This window comes from Mycobacterium talmoniae (genome assembly GCF_001854525.1).
GTDB lineage: Bacteria > Actinomycetota > Actinomycetes > Mycobacteriales > Mycobacteriaceae > Mycobacterium > Mycobacterium talmoniae.
On sequence record NZ_MLQM01000005.1, the window covers coordinates 1 to 14,939 of the forward strand.

Genomic DNA, 14,939 nt, shown 5'->3' on the forward strand with positions numbered 1-14,939 from the left:
GGGTGCGTCCGCCGCAGCCGGCGCCGCGGCTGGGCGAGCACACCGCCGGCTACCGGCAGGCGCCGCCGCCGGCCCGGCCTCGCCCGGACACCGGGGCCCGGGCGTTGCCGTTCACCGGATTACGGGTGCTGGACATGACCACGTTCTGGGCCGGCCCGTCGTGTACTCATTTCCTGGCGATGCTGGGCGCCGACGTCATCCACGTGGAGTCCACCCGCCATCCCGACGGCACCCGGCTGATCGCCGGCATCCCGGTCGAGGTGGACCAGTGGTGGGAGAAGTCGCCGATCTTCTCCGCGCTCAACACCAACAAGAAGGGCCTGACCCTGGACCTGCACCACCCGCGCGGCCGGGAGGTGTTGTCCCGGCTGATCGGTTCCTGCGATGTGGTGGTGGAAAACTTCACCCCGCGCGTCCTCGACCAGATCGGGCTGGATTTCGCGGCGGTGCAAGCGATCCGGCCCGACGCGATCCTGATGCGGATGCCCGGCTTCGGGCTGGACGGGCCGTGGCGCGACAACCCGGCCTTCGCCTACGTCATCGAATCCGCCGCCGGGCTGGCCTGGCTGACCGGCTACCCGGACCGCAACCCGTATGACCCGTATTCGGTCGGCGACCCCAACGCCGGGATCCACGCCGTCAACGCGCTGCTGCTGGCGCTGGAGCACCGGCGCCGCACCGGCGAGGGCACGCTGGTGGAGGCGGCCATGGTCGACGCCGCGCTCAATGTGGCGGCCGAACAGCTCGTCGAATACGGCGCCCACGGCGCGCTGCTGGAACGCGACGGCAACCGCGGGCCGACGGCCGCGCCGCAGAACCTGTACCGCAGCGCCGACGTCGACGAGTTCGGCCGGCTGGACAGCTGGGTGGCGATCGCGGTGGCCACCGACGCCCAATGGGCCGGCCTGGTCGGGGCGCTGGGCCGTCCGGGCTGGGCCACCGATGCGCGGCTGGCCGACCACGCCGGGCGGCGGGCCCACCATGAGCACATCGACGAGCAGCTGGCGGCGTGGTGCGCGCAGCGCAGCCGCGACGAGATCGTCGACACCCTGTGGCCCGCCGGTGTGCCGGTCGCCAAAGTGCTGCAGCCGCACCGCCAAACCGAGCTCGAGCAGCTGGCGTTCCGCGGCTTTTTCGAGCACGTGGCCCATCCGGTCAACGCCACCGCCCCGCACAGCACGGTACCGATGCGGCTGTCGGGCGGCGCGGACCGCTTCCACCGCGCCCCCGCGCCGCTGCTCGGGCAGCACAACCACGAGCTGCTGGCCGCGCTGGGGCTCAGCGCCGCCGAGATCGCCGAACTGGAAGCCGACGGCGTGATCGGGAGCACCCCGGCCGGCTACCACCCGAACCCGGCACCCACCCGATAGGCGGCCATGGCAATCGATCCGTCGGACATCCTGCTGACCGACCGCGTCGCGGTGGTCACCGGCGGCGGCGCGGGCATCGGCCGCGGCATCGCCGCCGGCCTGGCCGCCTTCGGCGCGAAAGTGGCGATCTGGGAACGGGACCCGGACAGCTGCGCCGCGGCCGCCGACGCCCTCGGCGCGCTCGGCATCGTCACCGATGTGCGGGACAGCGCCCAGGTCGACGCCGCGCTGGCGCGCACCACCGCCGAACTCGGGCCGGTGCGCATCCTGGTCAACAACGCCGGCGGCACATTTAACTCGCCGCTGCTGGAGACCAGCGAAAACGGCTGGGACGCCCTGTACAAGGCCAATCTGCGCCATGTGCTGCTATGCACCCAACGGGTGGCGCGCCAGCTGGTCGAGGCCGGGTCGCCGGGCAGCATCATCACGGTGACCTCGATCGAAGGGGTGCGCGCCGCACCGGGATACGCCGCCTATGCCGCGGCCAAGGCCGGGGTGATCAACTACACCAAGACCGCCGCGGTGGAGCTGGCCCCGCACGGGATCCGGGTCAACGCGCTGGCCCCCGACATCACCGTGACCGAAGGGCTGCTGCGGCTGGGCTTCGACGGGCTGGCCGCCGGCGCGGGCGATATCGTGCCGATGGGCCGGGCCGGCGACGTCGACGAGATCGCCGGTGCGGCCGTGTTTTTGGCGTCCGACCTGGCCAGCTACCTGACCGGGCAGACCCTGCATGTCGACGGCGGATCCCACGCCGCCGGCGGCTGGTACCGGCACCGGGCAACCGGAGAATTCCGGTTGGGGCCGGGCTAACCGGCGGCCTGCGACTCGCCGACGATGACGCCGGCCGCCCGCTCGATCGGTTTGATCACCGAGGTGAAATCGGAGTCCGGGCCCGCTTCCCGAAGCACCACCTCCCACAGCCGCGCCACCGCTTCGGCGATCTCCATCGACAGACCCAGCTCCTTGGCCTCCTCGACGAACAGCCGTACATCCTTGACCATCAGCCCGGTGGCGAACCCGAAGTCGAAGGTGCGCGGCAGGATCGAGCGCGGAAACTTGTCCCGGCTGGCGATGGACGCCCCGGACCCGGCGTTGAGCACCTCGATCATCGCCCCGGCGTCCAGACCGGATTTGACGCCCATGGTGACGACCTCGGCGGTGGCGGCCAGGCCGGTGGCCGACAACATGTTGTTGGCCAGCTTCATGGTCTGCGCCAGACCCGGTTTGTCCCCGAGGTAGAAGGTGCGTCCGATCGATTTGAGGATCGGCTTGACCGCCTCGACGTCACCGAGCGGCCCGGAAATCATCACCGCCAGGGTGCCGTTGCGCGCGGCGCGGAGGCCGCCGCTGACCGGGGAGTCGATCAAGGCGATGTCGCGTTCGGCGAGCCGGTCATGGATCTCGGTGGCCACCCGGCTCCCCACGGTGGACAGGTCGACGAAGCGCTTCACCCGGCCGCCGTGGATCACCCCCTCGGCGCCGGTGGCCACCTCCACCGACGCGGCCAACGACGGCAGGCTCGCCAGTACGGTCTCGGCGCGATCGGCCACCTCGCGCGGGGAGGACGCGGCGTGGGCGCCCAGCGTGACGAACTCGTCGACCGCGTCGCGGCGGACGTCGAAAACGACGAGCTGGTGCCCCATGTGGTGCAGGCGCCGAGCGATCGTGGCGCCCATGTTGCCCAGGCCGATGAACCCTAGCTGCATAGCAGCGCGGCCCACCGTCGCCGTTGACTCTGCGTCCACCACGGGGTCCTCTCGCACTTTCGTTTGGTGGACGCAGAATCAACGCCCGACGCGGTCACTTCAAGCAGCTGCCCGCGTCGACGGGAAGGGTCAGACCGGTGATGTAGCGCGACTCGTCGGAGGCCAAGAACAGCACCGCGTTGCTGATGTCCTCGGGCTCGACCCACGGAATCGGCAGGGTGTGGAACAGCTGGCAGATCGGGGCCATGTCGTCGGGACCCGGGTTCTCCAGGTCGGGCCGGAACATTTTGAAGGTGCCGTCGTTCATCACCATCGGGGTGTTGACATGGGTGGGGTGCACCGAGTTGACCCGAATCATGTGCTGGCCCAACTCGACCGCGAAGGACCGCATCAGGCCCACCACGCCGTGCTTGGCGGCGACGTAGTTGCCGCAATGCGGGTAGGCCTTGAGCCCGCCGACCGAGCTGGTCAGCACGATGGAGCCGCCGCGACCGCCCTCCAGCAGGTGGGGGACACCGGCCTTCACGCTCTTCCACACGCCGGACAGGTTGATGTCGATCATGTCCTGCCAGTCTTTTTCGGTGGTCTTGTCCAGCGTGTCGCCGCCGTTGCCGATTCCGGCGTTGGCCACGATGATGTCCAGCCGGCCCAGCTGCTCGACCCCGGAATCGACGGCGGCCTTGAGCGCGTCACAGTCCCGGACATCGACCTCGGCCGTCACCACGCGGCGGTTGAGCCCCTTGACCAGATCGGCGGTCTCGGCCAGATCCTCCGGCGTGGACGCCGGGATCAGCATGTCGTCGGCGATCGGCTTACAGATGTCGATCGCGATGATGTCGGCGCCCTCCTGCGCCAATCGCACCGCGTGGCTGCGGCCCTGGCCGCGTGCCGCGCCGGTGATGAATGCAACCTTGCCCTCAACTCGCCCGGCCATCAATACCTCAATTCCTAACTTGTAGAAGTGGATTCATCCGACCGCGGCGGGCATGGACTCCCAGCCGCGGACGGTGGACGTCGGTGACAGCGTCGCGTTCGCCAGGTCGACCTCCCAGTCCGGGAAGCGTTTGAGAATCTCCTCCAACGCGATCCGTCCCTCCAGCCGGGCCAGAGCCGAACCCAGGCAGTAATGGGTGCCGACGCTGAACGTCAAATGCTGGCGGGACTCCCGGTGGATGTCGAACACGTCGCCGTCGGGTGGGAATTGGCGGTGGTCCCGATTCGCGGCGCCGATCAGCATCATCATGGCGGCACCTTCGGGCACCGTCTGGCCGTAGAACTCGACGTCGCGGGTGACGTAGCGGGCCACGTGCGGTGCCGGCGGCTCGAAGCGCAGCAGTTCCTCGATCGCCTGGGGGATCAGCGCGGGGTTGTCGACCAGCGCGCGGCGCTGGTCGGGGTGCTCGGCCAGCACCTTGCCCGTCCAGCCGATCAGCCGGGTGGTGGTTTCGTTTCCGGCGCCGGCCACCACCATGACGTACATCAGCAGCTCGTCGCGGGTCAGCCGCCGGGTGGTCCCGGACTCGTCCTCGAACTCGACGTTGAGCAACTCGGTCATGATGTCGTCGGACGGGTTTTTCACTCGCCAGTCGATGTAATCGGCGAAGATCGATCCGTCGTCGAAGCCCTCCGAGGCGATCGTCATCGGCTTGCCGGCTTCGGTGCGCATGTTGTCGTTGGACCGGTCGCGGATGGCCTCCTGGTCCTCCTCGGGGATGCCGACCAGCATGCCGATCACCCGCATCGGCATCTGCGCCCCCAGGTCGGTCACGAAATCGAGGCGTCCGGTGCCGACCAACGGGTCGAGGCTGCGCGCGCAGTACTCCCGGATCTTGGCTTCGAGTTCGTTGATCTTGCGGGGGGTGAACATCCGGGCCAGCAACTTGCGGTGGATGTCGTGCACCGGCGGGTCCTCGAACAGGATCAGCCCGGGCGGAATCGGGGTGTTGGCCTTGATCAACTCGAGGATGGCGCCCCGCGACGAGCTGAACGTCTGGTAGTCGACGAGGGCCTTGTTGACGTCGGCGAACCGGCTCACCGCGTAGAAGTCATGTTGCTCGTTGTAGTACAGCGGTGCCTCTTCCCGCAGGCGCCGGAACATCGGGTAGGGATCGGCGTTGATCTCGACGTCGTAGGGATCGAAGTGGACGTCGCTGGTCGCGCTGACTGTCACGGGGTATACCTCTCGCCGGAATGACGTTCTCCGCAGGGCTGCATATCGTTTCGTCACGACTCTGGCACCCGCGCCGGGCGGGTGTCAATGGCGCAATCGATTTACGACAGCTTACACTCTTCAAAAATGAGAATGCGATTCTTACCGCGGCTGCGTGCGGCCGGACGGCACGGCGGATCGCATCGGGCGCCTCGATGGCGGGCGCTGGGCGGTCGGGGAATCGCAGGGGTCAGCGCCGCAACGCGCCGCTCAGCAGAAGAACGATTATCCGCAGCCCGCGAGGCGGGCTCTTCGGTGACGAGAGGCTGACTCTCGGTTAGCCACCGATGAAGCCGTGGGCGCAGAAGTCCCACACCTCATCGGCGGTGAGCGGGTGCGCGGCCGGGTCCTCGGAGTTGGGACTGGACTGCGCGTTGAACATCACCGTCTGCATGGTCATCGCGGCCATCCGCCGGGGGTTGACCTCGGCGCGGAGTTGGCCGGCGGCGCTGGCCTCCTCCATCAGCTCGGTGAGCAGGGCCAGCAGCGGGGCGTGCGCGACCTTGACTTCGGCGGGGTGGGACACCAGCAGCGTCGGCGCGAAGTCGGTGAACAACGGGCGTTTGGCCGCCGGGTCGGGCCGGGACGACTCGAACAGCAGTTGCACGGCGATCTTGAGCCGTTCCAGCGGATCGGAATGGTTGGCCGTGGCGGCCCGGATCTGGTCGGCCGAGCGGCTCAGGGCGTCCTCGAACAGCGCCAGCAGCAGCTCGTGTTTACCGTCGAACTGCAGGTAGAAGCTGCGCAGCGACTGCCGGGACCGGTCGACGACCTCTTGCACGGTGAAGTCGGTGCTGCCCTTTTCGATGATGATCGCCTGGGCGGCGTCGAGGAACCGTTGGACCCGCTGGGCGGCCCGCAGTTTCGCGGTTTTGATGGAGCGCTCGACGGCGCGTTGCTTCCAGGCCGGCTCTTCGCTCGGGCTGGTCACCGGGGGCTCGGATCCGTGCGGGGCGGGGAGAACATGGTTGAACTGTACCGGAGAACGTCGTGCCATTGTGGTCCTAGACCCCCTCGCAGACAGCGTGTCAGAGATTGTAACTTTCCAGTCATGAGAATATTATTCTCATCATCGCGTCCGGGGAAGCGGAATGAACCGAGACGGGCCACGAAGTTTTTCCGGTCCGCCGCCGAGAACCGGCTCGCGCGGTGCGGACCTGTGGGAATACGAACTGGCGAGGAGTGCCGTGCAGCTCACCTTTGATGCCGATGTCGAGGCTTTTCGGGCGGAGTTCGCGGCGTTCCTCGACGAGCACCTGCCCAGCGCGGCCGAAGCCACCGAACGCCCCAGGTCGTGTTCGCACGTCCCGGCGTGGGCCCGGCGCTGGCAGCGGCTGCTGTTCGATAACGGCTGGCTGATTCCCGGCAACCCGCCGGAGTTCGGCGGCCGCAACGCCACCATCTTGCAGCAGTACGTGCACCAAGAGGAGTTGTCGCGGCGGCGGATCTACCAAAGCTTCAACCCGCAGGGGGTCGGCATCATCGCGGCCTCGTTGCTGTCGTTCGGTACCGACGAGCAAAAGCATCGGTGGGCGGCGCCGATCCTGCGGGCCGACATCACCGCGTCGTTGGGGATGAGCGAGCCGGGCGCCGGGTCGGACCTGGCGTCGCTGCAGACCCGCGCGGTGCTGCAGGGTGACCACTTCGTGGTCAACGGCCAAAAGGTGTGGACCTCGGGCGCCCACGACGCCGATGTGCTGCTCACCTTCGTGCGCACCGATCCCGACGCCCCCAAGCACAAGGGGATCAGCGTGCTGTTGATCCCCACCGACGCCGCGGGGGTGGTGCGTCGCCCGTTCGCGTCGGCGTGCGACCACGACGACATCGACTTCAACGAGGTCTTCTTCACCGACGTCCGGGTGCCGGCCGAGAACCTGGTGGGCCCGCTCAACGGGGGCTGGGGCGTCGCCAACGGGTCGCTGGGCCACGAGCGCACCCTGCTGTGGATGAGTTTCGCCGACCGGCTGCGGGATCTGATCCACGACTTCCGCCCGGTCGGGCCGCTGCAACGCGACCAGTACGCCACCTTGCTGATGGACAACCAGGCGCTGCGGCTGCTCGGCTCGGTGGCGTTGGCCCAAGCCGATCGCGGCGATCAGGATGTGCCCGGGCTGTCGGTGCTCAAATTGTTGGGGTCCGAGGCCGTGCAAAGCGCCGCCGAACACGCGCTGGACGGGGCCGGGGTCGGCGGCCTGGTGCACCCGGCCAGCTCCGGAACCTATATGCCGCTCAACGAAGACCACGCCACCGGCAGCTGGTTCGACCGCTACCTGCGCAGCTTTTCCGGCACCATCGCCGGCGGCACCTCGGAGATCCAGCGCAACATCATCGCCCAGCGGGTGCTCGGCCTGCCGCGCTAGGTGTCATTACCCCCCAGCGGGAATTCGGCGACGCCGCAACGGCGTGTCCCGTCGCGTAGTTCCCACTCGGCGGGGCTAGAGCTGCACTAGGCGTGGTGCCGAGCCGCGGGCCCGCAGACCGCCGCCGACTTGGCGGGTCAATTCGCGGGCACTGCCGAGCAATCCGTCCAGGACCAGTACCCGCTCGACGTGGCGGTGCAGATCGTGTTCCGCGGTGAAACCGAGGCCGCCGAGCACCTGCTGGCAGTGCTTGGCTGCGGTCAGCGCGGCCTTGCCCGCGGCGGCTTTGGCCAGCATGGCGGCCAGGTCCGGGCCATCGATGACCGGCATGGTGAGGGTGGCCTCGGCGCCTTCGATGGCGGCCAGGGTTTCGGCGAGCCGGTGCCGGATGGCTTGGAAGGAGGCGATCGGTTTACCGAACTGCTCCCGGTCCAGTGCGTGCTGGCGGGCCAGGGCCAACATCGCCCGCGCCGAGCCGACCATCCACCACCCCAACGCCCGGCGGGCCTCACCCAGGCGCATCAGTTCCCCGCCGGGTACCTGGCGCAGCGGAAGCCCGCCGAGGACGGGATTGCCCTCGCGTTCGGTCCGTTCCCAGATCACCCAGCTGCCGCCGGCATAGGGCATCGGGGGAGTGCCGCCGGGCAGGGCGCCGATGGTCTCCAATATCACGTCGTTGAGTACCGAGGCATGTGCCCCGGTCTCCCCGAGCAGCCGGAACACCAGCGGGATTGCCAGGTCCGGATCCTCGGAAAGCATTTCTGCCCAGCCGAGTTCGGCCAGGGACCGATCCAGTGCAGCGCCGGAATGCGACGTCATGGTCTTGCGCAGGGTATCTTCCAGCAGCGCGATCGAGGTGGCATCCATTGCGGTGGTCATCGTCACTCTTTCGGAAGGTCGAGCAGTCGGCGGGCGATGATGTTGCGCTGGATCTCGGCGGTGCCGCCGTAGATGGTGGCCGCCCGGGAGTACAGGTACTCGGCGCGCCACTCGGCGTCGTCCAGCTCGATGCGGCCCGGCAGCAGGTCGCGCGTGGTGTCATAGAGCAATTGTTCGGCGCTGGCCAGCAGCACCTTGTCGATGGAGGTGTCCGGGCCCAGCCGCCCGCCGTCGGCCAGCCGGTGCTGGGTGGCGCGGGAGCGGCTGCGCAAGGTGTGCAGCGCCAAATACACCGCACCGAGGTCGTTGTCGACGGCTGCGCCCTGGCGCTTCACCTCGGCGATCAGCGCATCGAAGCGTGCGTACAGGTAGGCGATGCGTTGCCAGAAGCAGGTGGAGCGCTCATAGGGCAGTAGGTCCATGGCCAACTGCCAGCCGTCACCGGGCTGGCCGAGCATCCGTGAGCCGTCGACGACGACGTCGTCGAAGTACACCTCGCAGAACTCGTCGACGCCGTGCATGGTGCGCAGTGGGCGCACATCGATACCGGGGGTGTCCATGTCGATGAAGAACGCGGTGATGCCGTCGTGCCCGTCCCCGGTGCGGGTCAGCAGGATGCAGCGGTGCGAGTACTGGGCGAAGCTGGTCCACACCTTCTGTCCGTTGATCACCCACTGGTCACCGTGCGGGGTGGCGCGGGTGGTCAGTGATGCCAGGTCGCTGCCGGAACCGGGCTCGGAAAAGCCCTGGCACCACTGTTCGCGACCGGACAGCAGCAGCGGCACCATTTCGGCGGCGAGTTCGGGTGGGGCGTAGTCGATCATGGTGGGCGCCAGGACTTCCAGCATCGAGTACGGCCCCGGCTCGGCGAGCCTGCGGCCGACCACCTCTTCGCCGACGACGGCCCGCAGCATCGCCGGACCGCCCAGCCCGCCGGCTTCGACCGGCCAGCCGTACCGCATCCAATCCGCCTCGTAGAGGGCGGCCGAGACCCGGGCGAACTGCTTGAGGTGCCCTTCGAGCGAGTCGTCCGGTCCGGGGCGCAGGTCGTTTTCGTCGAGCCAGGCGCGCAGATCCGCTTGGAACGCAGCGATATTCATTTGGACGACGGCCGGCCCACGGCGTGCGGACGCCCCGAGTCGTGTGCCCCGTTGCGGCGGATGAATGTCATCGCCCGGGTCTTCAGCCGCCACCCGTCGGCGGTGCGCAGATAGGTGTCGTTGTAGTACCCGATCCGCATGTCATGGGTGGCGTGGTCGATGAAACACAGCGGCTGGGTGCCGGCGGCGGTGTCGCCGTCGATGTCAACCACCGCGGTCCCGGTCATGAACAACCCCTTCGGGGCGGCGTCCACCAGCACCGGGAACCGGTCCAGCGCATAGGTTTCGCCGAATGCGCTGTAGGTGCCGTCCGGGGTGAACACCGCCACCAGGCCGTCGATATCGCCCTGGGTGATGGTGACCGCGTAGCGGGCCAGCAGCTGCTGGATCTCGACCAGGTCCTCAGTTCTTGTTGACATAAACCTTGCCGCCTTTCATGACGAAGCTCACCCGCTGGGTGACGGTGATGTCGGTCAATGGATCTCCGGGCACCGCGATGATGTCGGCGAGCAATCCCTCGGCCAGCCGGCCGCGGTCGTCGGCGTTGATCAGGTCGGCGGCGGTGACGGTGGCGGCCTTAAGCACGGCGGCCGGCGGCATGCCCCAGTCGACCAGGGTGACCAGTTCTTCGGCGTTGCGGCCGTGCGGGATCGCGGGCGCGTCGGTGCCGACGGCGATCTTCACCCCCGCCTCGTAGGCGGCCTTGACCGAGGTGCGGGCCTTGGGGAACATCTCGGCGGCCTTGGCCTGCAACGCCGGCGGGGCCTTGGACACGTCCATCGCCTCGGCCAGGCGCCGGGTGGTGACCAGAAACCGGTCGTTGTCGACCAGCATCTGGATGGCCTCGTCGTCCATCAGAAACCCGTGTTCGATGCAGTCGATGCCGCACGCCACGGCGTGTTTGACCGCCTCGGCGCCGTGGGTGTGCGCGGCGACGCGCAGCCCACGCCGGTGCGCCTCGTCGACGATGACCCGCAGCTCTTCATCCGAATAGTGTTGGGCGCCCGCCTCCCCGGTGAGCGACATGACGCCGCCCGAGCAGCACACCTTGATCAGCTGGGCGCCGTGCTTGATCTGGTAGCGCACCGCCTTGCGGATCTCGTCGACCCCGTTGGCGATGCCCTCCTCGATCGTCAGCTCCAGCACCCCGGGCATGAACGCGGCGAACATGGTCGGATCCAGGTGCCCGCCGGTGGGGGTGATCGCGTGACCGGCCGGCACGATGCGGGGCCCCTCGATCCAGCCGGCGTCGATGGCCTTACCCAGCGCCACGTCCAGCAGATACCCGCCGGTTTTGACGAACAGGCCCAGGTTGCGCACCGTGGTGAACCCGGCCCGCAGCGTGCGCCGCGCATTGCCCACCGCCCGCAGCACCCGGGTCGGCGGATCGTCCTGCACCTGGGACAGGCCGGGGGTTTCGCCCCGCCCGCCCATCAGCAGGTTGACTTCCATGTCCATCAACCCGGGCAACAGGATCTGGTCGCCGAGATCGATGATGTCCCCGTCGGCCGCGCCGCCGACGCCGACGATCCGGTCCTCGTCGACCCGCACGATCCCGGGCCGGACGATCTCGCCGGCATCGACGTCGAGCAGCCCGGCTGCCTTGAGCGTCAACACTTTTCTAAACTACCGGTTCCTTGATCAGCTCCACCCATGCCGCGCCGCTGTCCGGCACCCGCGGCTGCTTCCACGCCTCCACCGGGAACGACACCATCACCAGCGACTGCATCAGATGCATCAGCGACCGCGCGTCGTCGGGCAGGTCGTGCAGGTCGAACTTGTCCAGATAGGTGATGGCGTCCTCCAGTCGGGGGAACGCGGCGTCGTAGAACTCCTGCAGCTCCGGCATCGTGGAGGCCAGCCGCTTGGCGTAGCGCTCGGGCTCGGTGGCCAGATCCCAGGCGGCGTACGGCTGCAGGTCGGCAAAATCAGCGGGTAGCGCCATTGGCGTGCTCCTTGGTCTTCTGGTAGTCGCTGACGTAGTCGCGGGCGGTCTTGTGCAGGTGGCGCAGCAGGATTTCCTGGTCGCACAACAAGAAGTCGTTGACGACGCGGGTGCCGAGCATGGTCTGGGTCGCCTCCAAGGTGTTGGCGTCTTGCAGCGCGTATTCCTTGAAGGTCACCGCGGCCAGCTCCTGGGCCAACCGCTCCCGCGCATTGCGGGGCGGCACGAAGTACAAGGTGGTTTCGAAGATGTGCTTGTCGACGGCGGTGGGCCAGTAGTGGTAGGTCAGATACCAGCCCGGCTCCCACAGCAGCAGCATGAAGTTGGGGAAGAACACGAACGAGTCGATGCCCCACTGCGGCGCCCGGGCCGGGTTCACCCCGGGCGGCAGCGCGTCGAGTCCGTCGATGTCGGGCTTGTCCCAGGGGCCGAACAGTCCGCTGCGCAGCACCCGGTCCATCGGCTTGACCATGTTGAGGTCCGCCGGCGGCGCCTGGCCGCCCCAGGTGGAGATCACCGAGTGCGGACCGACCAGCTCGTAGTGCAGCGCCTCGAAGCCGTACTTCTGGATCTTGGCGGCCTCTTCCTTGGTGTACTGGCCTTGGTGCAGCACCGGCGCGTGGTAGAACTCGGCGAACGCATCGATGAACAGCTTCCAGTTGCTGCCGATTTCGGCGCGGTAGGTGTAGACCTCGGTCATCTCGTGGAACGGGTAGCCCTCGATGCCCTTGGCCAGCGGGCCGAGGTATTCGGTGAGCGGGCCGGCGTTGTCGTCGAGGTTGACGAAGATGAAGCCTTCCCACACCTCGCAGCGCACCGGGACCAGGCCGTAGTCGCTCTTGTCCACGTCGAAGAACTCGTCCTCCTGTTGGATGAAGGTGAGCTCCCCGTCCAGGCTGTAACGCCAGGCGTGGTACTTGCAGGTGAACTGGCGGCAGGTGCCGGCGGTTTCCTCGTGCGGAAAGTCGTTCCACACCAGCTTGTTACCGCGGTGCCGGCAGATGTTGTGGAACGCCCGGATCACCTGGTCCTTGCCCTTGACGATGATCAGCGACGTGCCGGTGCACGCCGAGGGCAGTTCCTTGGTGAAGTAGCTGCCGACCTTGGGGAGTCGCTCGACCCGACCGACGTTGAGCCAGGTGCGGCCGAAGATCGCCTTCTGCTCGGCGGCGTAGTGGTCGGGGTCGGTCGAATCGCTGTAATCGACCGGCTCGGTGCCGAGTTCCGGATAGTTCTGCGTCCAGCTTCCAGCGGCCGGTTTCGGGAAATGGGGCACGGTCTAGTTCTCCTGCTCTTGTTCGAGGTCGATGCCAAAGGTGTTGAAAGCCATTGCCAGCGTGGTGTAACAGCCGATCGTGAAGACCAGGTCCAGGCACTGTCGCTCGGTGAGGTGCTCGGTCAGCGCGACCTCGGTCGCCTCGGACAGGGCGGACTTGTCGTCGAGTTCGTCCACCGCGGCCAGCACCGCCGCATCCAGCGGGTCGCGGGCCGCGCCGTGTTGCAGATCGGCGATGTCGTCGTCGGTGAGGCCGGCCGCTTTGCCCATCGTGACGTGGTGGGCCCATTCGTAGCTGCAGCCGCGCCGGTGCGCGACCCGCAGGATGGCCAGCTCCCGCAGTCGCTCGGGCAGCGTGGAGCGATACAGCAGGTGGACGTTGAACCGCAGGAACGCCCGGGTCAGGTCGGGGTGGTGGACCAGGGTGGCCAGCGCGGTGCCGGCGTCCCGGGGGTTGCGTCGTTCCGTGGGCAGCATCGGGGCCAGCGCGTGGTGGACCGCATCGTCCCAGCGGTCCGCCGGCAACGGGCCCAGTCGCATAGCGTCTCCTCGGTTCTGGAGAATCACATTCTCATATTTGACCAATAGGTTTCCATGATTCGTCCGGTTGGTCAACACCGGACAGCTGACCTGGTCACATTCGTGCGCCAACGCGCCGGGTACCGGCCCCGCCGAGCCGCCCCTGCGAGGCCTCGCAGGGGCGTCAAGATGTTGATTCTCGGGAAGTGAGAAGCTAATTTCCATTAGAGTGAGGTGGGCGACCCGCGCGCCCCGCAAAGTCCCCCCAGCGGAAGGGAAGGGTCAGTGAACAAAGACGACATGATCCTGATCAGCGTCGACGACCACACCGTTGAGCCGCCGGACATGTTCAAGAACCACCTACCGAAGAAGTACCTCGACGACGCACCACGGCTGGTGCACAACCCGGACGGCTCCGACATGTGGAAGTTCCGGGACACCGTCATCCCGAACGTCGCGCTCAACGCGGTCGCCGGCCGGCCCAAGGAGGAGTACGGCCTGGAGCCGCAGGGCCTCGATGAGATCCGGCCCGGCTGCTACAACGTCGACGAGCGGGTCAAGGATATGAACGCCGGCGGCATCCTGGCCTCGATCTGCTTCCCGTCGTTCCCGGGTTTCGCCGGGCGGCTGTTCGCCACCGACGACCCGGAGTTTTCGGTCGCGTTGGTGCAGGCCTACAACGACTGGCACATCGACGAATGGTGCGGGGCGTACCCGGCGCGGTTCATTCCGATGGCGTTGCCGGTGATCTGGGACGCCGAGAAGTGCGCCGCGGAGGTGCGCCGGGTCGCCGAGAAGGGCGTGCACGCGCTGACCTTCACCGAAAACCCCGCGGCGATGGGCTACCCCAGCTTCCACGACGCGTACTGGAACCCGTTGTGGAAAGCGTTGTGCGACACCAACACCGTGATGAACGTGCACATCGGTTCGTCGGGCAAGCTGGCGATCACCGCCCCGGACGCCCCGATGGACGTGATGATCACCTTGCAGCCGATGAACATCGTGCAGGCCGCCGCCGACCTGCTGTGGTCCAAGCCGATCAAGGACTACCCGGATCTGAAGATCGCGCTGTCCGAGGGCGGCACCGGCTGGATCCCGTACTTTTTGGAGCGCGCCGACCGCACCTACGAGATGCACTCGACCTGGACCGGCCAGGACTTCGGTGACAAGGTGCCCTCCGACGTGTTCCGGGAGCACTTTTTGACCTGCTTCATCTCCGACCCGGTCGGCGTCAAGCTGCGCGAGGAGATCGGCATCGACAACATCTGTTGGGAGGCCGACTACCCGCACAGCGACTCGATGTGGCCGGGCGCGCCGGAGGAGCTGTGGCAGGTGTTGACCGCCAACAACGTGCCCGACGCCGACATCAACAAGATGACGTACGAGAACGCGATGCGCTGGTACTCGTTCGACCCGTTCCGCCACATCGCCCGGGAGCAGGCCACGGTCGGTGCGCTGCGCAAGGCCGCCGAAGGCCACGACGTGTCGATTAGGGCGCTGTCGCACCACAAGGAGGGGGAGCGGCAGTCGAACGCGCTGATGGAAGCGGCGAAGTCGAACAGTTAGTTTTAG

General features: G+C 67.7%; 15 protein-coding genes. 4 read left to right on the plus strand and 11 right to left on the minus strand.

All coding sequences use genetic code 11. The features are described 5' to 3' along the window. Positions 1–1,370 (plus strand): CaiB/BaiF CoA transferase family protein (locus BKN37_RS02000; protein WP_131823509.1); only part of this gene is annotated, 1,370 nt, incomplete at its 5' end. 6 nt (positions 1,371–1,376) lie between these two features. Further along, complete coding sequence (locus BKN37_RS02005) at positions 1,377–2,183, plus strand: SDR family NAD(P)-dependent oxidoreductase (protein WP_071020550.1); 807 nt, start codon at positions 1,377–1,379, stop codon at positions 2,181–2,183. Here the strand turns inward: BKN37_RS02005 and BKN37_RS02010 are convergent. From BKN37_RS02010 to BKN37_RS02025, 4 genes are all read right to left on the minus strand, one after another. Next, positions 2,180–3,118 (minus strand): NAD(P)-dependent oxidoreductase, encoded by a 939-nt coding sequence (locus BKN37_RS02010; protein ID WP_278184928.1) that lies wholly within the window; start codon positions 3,116–3,118, stop codon positions 2,180–2,182. The two genes, BKN37_RS02005 and BKN37_RS02010, sit on opposite strands and share 4 nt — an antisense overlap. 55 nt (positions 3,119–3,173) lie before the next feature. After that, positions 3,174–4,013: a mycofactocin-coupled SDR family oxidoreductase gene (locus BKN37_RS02015; protein WP_071020556.1), complete on the minus strand. Its 840-nt coding sequence runs from the start codon at positions 4,011–4,013 to the stop codon at positions 3,174–3,176. A gap of 33 nt (positions 4,014–4,046) precedes the next feature. Next, positions 4,047–5,249 carry a cytochrome P450 gene (locus BKN37_RS02020; protein WP_071020560.1) on the minus strand — a complete coding sequence of 401 codons (1,203 nt, stop codon included), beginning with the start codon at positions 5,247–5,249 and terminating at the stop codon, positions 4,047–4,049. Positions 5,250–5,565: 316 nt separating this feature from the next. Next, the gene (locus tag BKN37_RS02025) at positions 5,566–6,285 is read right to left on the minus strand and encodes a TetR/AcrR family transcriptional regulator (protein ID WP_071020563.1); all 720 of its coding nucleotides are present in this window, start codon (positions 6,283–6,285) and stop codon (positions 5,566–5,568) included. A 190-nt stretch (positions 6,286–6,475) separates the two neighbouring features. Here BKN37_RS02025 and BKN37_RS02030 point away from each other — a divergent pair, with 190 nt between their 5' ends. Beyond that, positions 6,476–7,648 (plus strand): acyl-CoA dehydrogenase family protein, encoded by a 1,173-nt coding sequence (locus tag BKN37_RS02030; RefSeq protein WP_071020566.1) that lies wholly within the window; start codon positions 6,476–6,478, stop codon positions 7,646–7,648. A gap of 75 nt (positions 7,649–7,723) precedes the next feature. On the opposite strand, the gene BKN37_RS02035 is transcribed toward BKN37_RS02030, so the two are convergent. Genes BKN37_RS02035 through BKN37_RS02065 form a run of 7 tightly spaced genes read right to left on the minus strand, consistent with a single transcriptional unit; the run spans position 7,724 to position 13,388 of the window. Further along, positions 7,724–8,527: an acyl-CoA dehydrogenase family protein gene (locus BKN37_RS02035; RefSeq protein WP_071020570.1), complete on the minus strand. Its 804-nt coding sequence runs from the start codon at positions 8,525–8,527 to the stop codon at positions 7,724–7,726. 2 nt (positions 8,528–8,529) lie between these two features. Continuing rightward, the gene (locus BKN37_RS02040; RefSeq protein ID WP_071020574.1) at positions 8,530–9,627 is read right to left on the minus strand and encodes an acyl-CoA dehydrogenase family protein; all 1,098 of its coding nucleotides are present in this window, start codon (positions 9,625–9,627) and stop codon (positions 8,530–8,532) included. Further along, positions 9,624–10,046, minus strand: coding sequence for a nuclear transport factor 2 family protein (locus BKN37_RS02045; RefSeq protein ID WP_071020577.1), 423 nt, complete (start codon positions 10,044–10,046; stop codon positions 9,624–9,626). Before BKN37_RS02045 ends, BKN37_RS02040 begins: the two co-directional genes overlap by 4 nt. Then, positions 10,030–11,244, minus strand: a complete 1,215-nt coding sequence (locus tag BKN37_RS02050; protein ID WP_071020580.1) for a metal-dependent hydrolase family protein — start codon at positions 11,242–11,244, stop codon at positions 10,030–10,032. Before BKN37_RS02050 ends, BKN37_RS02045 begins: the two co-directional genes overlap by 17 nt. A 4-nt stretch (positions 11,245–11,248) precedes the next feature. Beyond that, positions 11,249–11,572: a hypothetical protein gene (locus BKN37_RS02055; RefSeq protein WP_071020584.1), complete on the minus strand. Its 324-nt coding sequence runs from the start codon at positions 11,570–11,572 to the stop codon at positions 11,249–11,251. Then, a complete protein-coding gene (locus BKN37_RS02060; RefSeq protein WP_071020587.1) occupies positions 11,556–12,848 on the minus strand; it encodes an aromatic ring-hydroxylating oxygenase subunit alpha in 1,293 nt (430 codons plus the stop codon). Before BKN37_RS02060 ends, BKN37_RS02055 begins: the two co-directional genes overlap by 17 nt. A 3-nt stretch (positions 12,849–12,851) precedes the next feature. Continuing rightward, entirely contained in the window at positions 12,852–13,388 is a 537-nt protein-coding gene (locus tag BKN37_RS02065; RefSeq protein ID WP_071020590.1) for a carboxymuconolactone decarboxylase family protein, read from the minus strand. A gap of 264 nt (positions 13,389–13,652) precedes the next feature. Here BKN37_RS02065 and BKN37_RS02070 point away from each other — a divergent pair, with 264 nt between their 5' ends. Further along, complete coding sequence (locus BKN37_RS02070; RefSeq protein WP_071020593.1) at positions 13,653–14,933, plus strand: amidohydrolase family protein; 1,281 nt, start codon at positions 13,653–13,655, stop codon at positions 14,931–14,933. Positions 14,934–14,939 lie beyond the last annotated feature (6 nt).

Bases quoted from the DNA above. Each gene is read 5' to 3' on its own strand.
- BKN37_RS02035 (WP_071020570.1), bottom strand. From the start codon at position 8,527: ATGACCACCGCAATGGATGCCACCTCGATCGCGCTGCTGGAAGATACC.
- BKN37_RS02040 (WP_071020574.1), bottom strand. From the start codon at position 9,627: ATGAATATCGCTGCGTTCCAAGCGGATCTGCGCGCCTGGCTCGACGAA.
- BKN37_RS02045 (WP_071020577.1), bottom strand. From the start codon at position 10,046: ATGTCAACAAGAACTGAGGACCTGGTCGAGATCCAGCAGCTGCTGGCC.
- BKN37_RS02065 (WP_071020590.1), bottom strand. From the start codon at position 13,388: ATGCGACTGGGCCCGTTGCCGGCGGACCGCTGGGACGATGCGGTCCAC.
- BKN37_RS02015 (WP_071020556.1), bottom strand. From the start codon at position 4,013: ATGGCCGGGCGAGTTGAGGGCAAGGTTGCATTCATCACCGGCGCGGCA.
- BKN37_RS02025 (WP_071020563.1), bottom strand. From the start codon at position 6,285: ATGGCACGACGTTCTCCGGTACAGTTCAACCATGTTCTCCCCGCCCCG.
- BKN37_RS02005 (WP_071020550.1), top strand. From the start codon at position 1,377: ATGGCAATCGATCCGTCGGACATCCTGCTGACCGACCGCGTCGCGGTG.
- BKN37_RS02055 (WP_071020584.1), bottom strand. From the start codon at position 11,572: ATGGCGCTACCCGCTGATTTTGCCGACCTGCAGCCGTACGCCGCCTGG.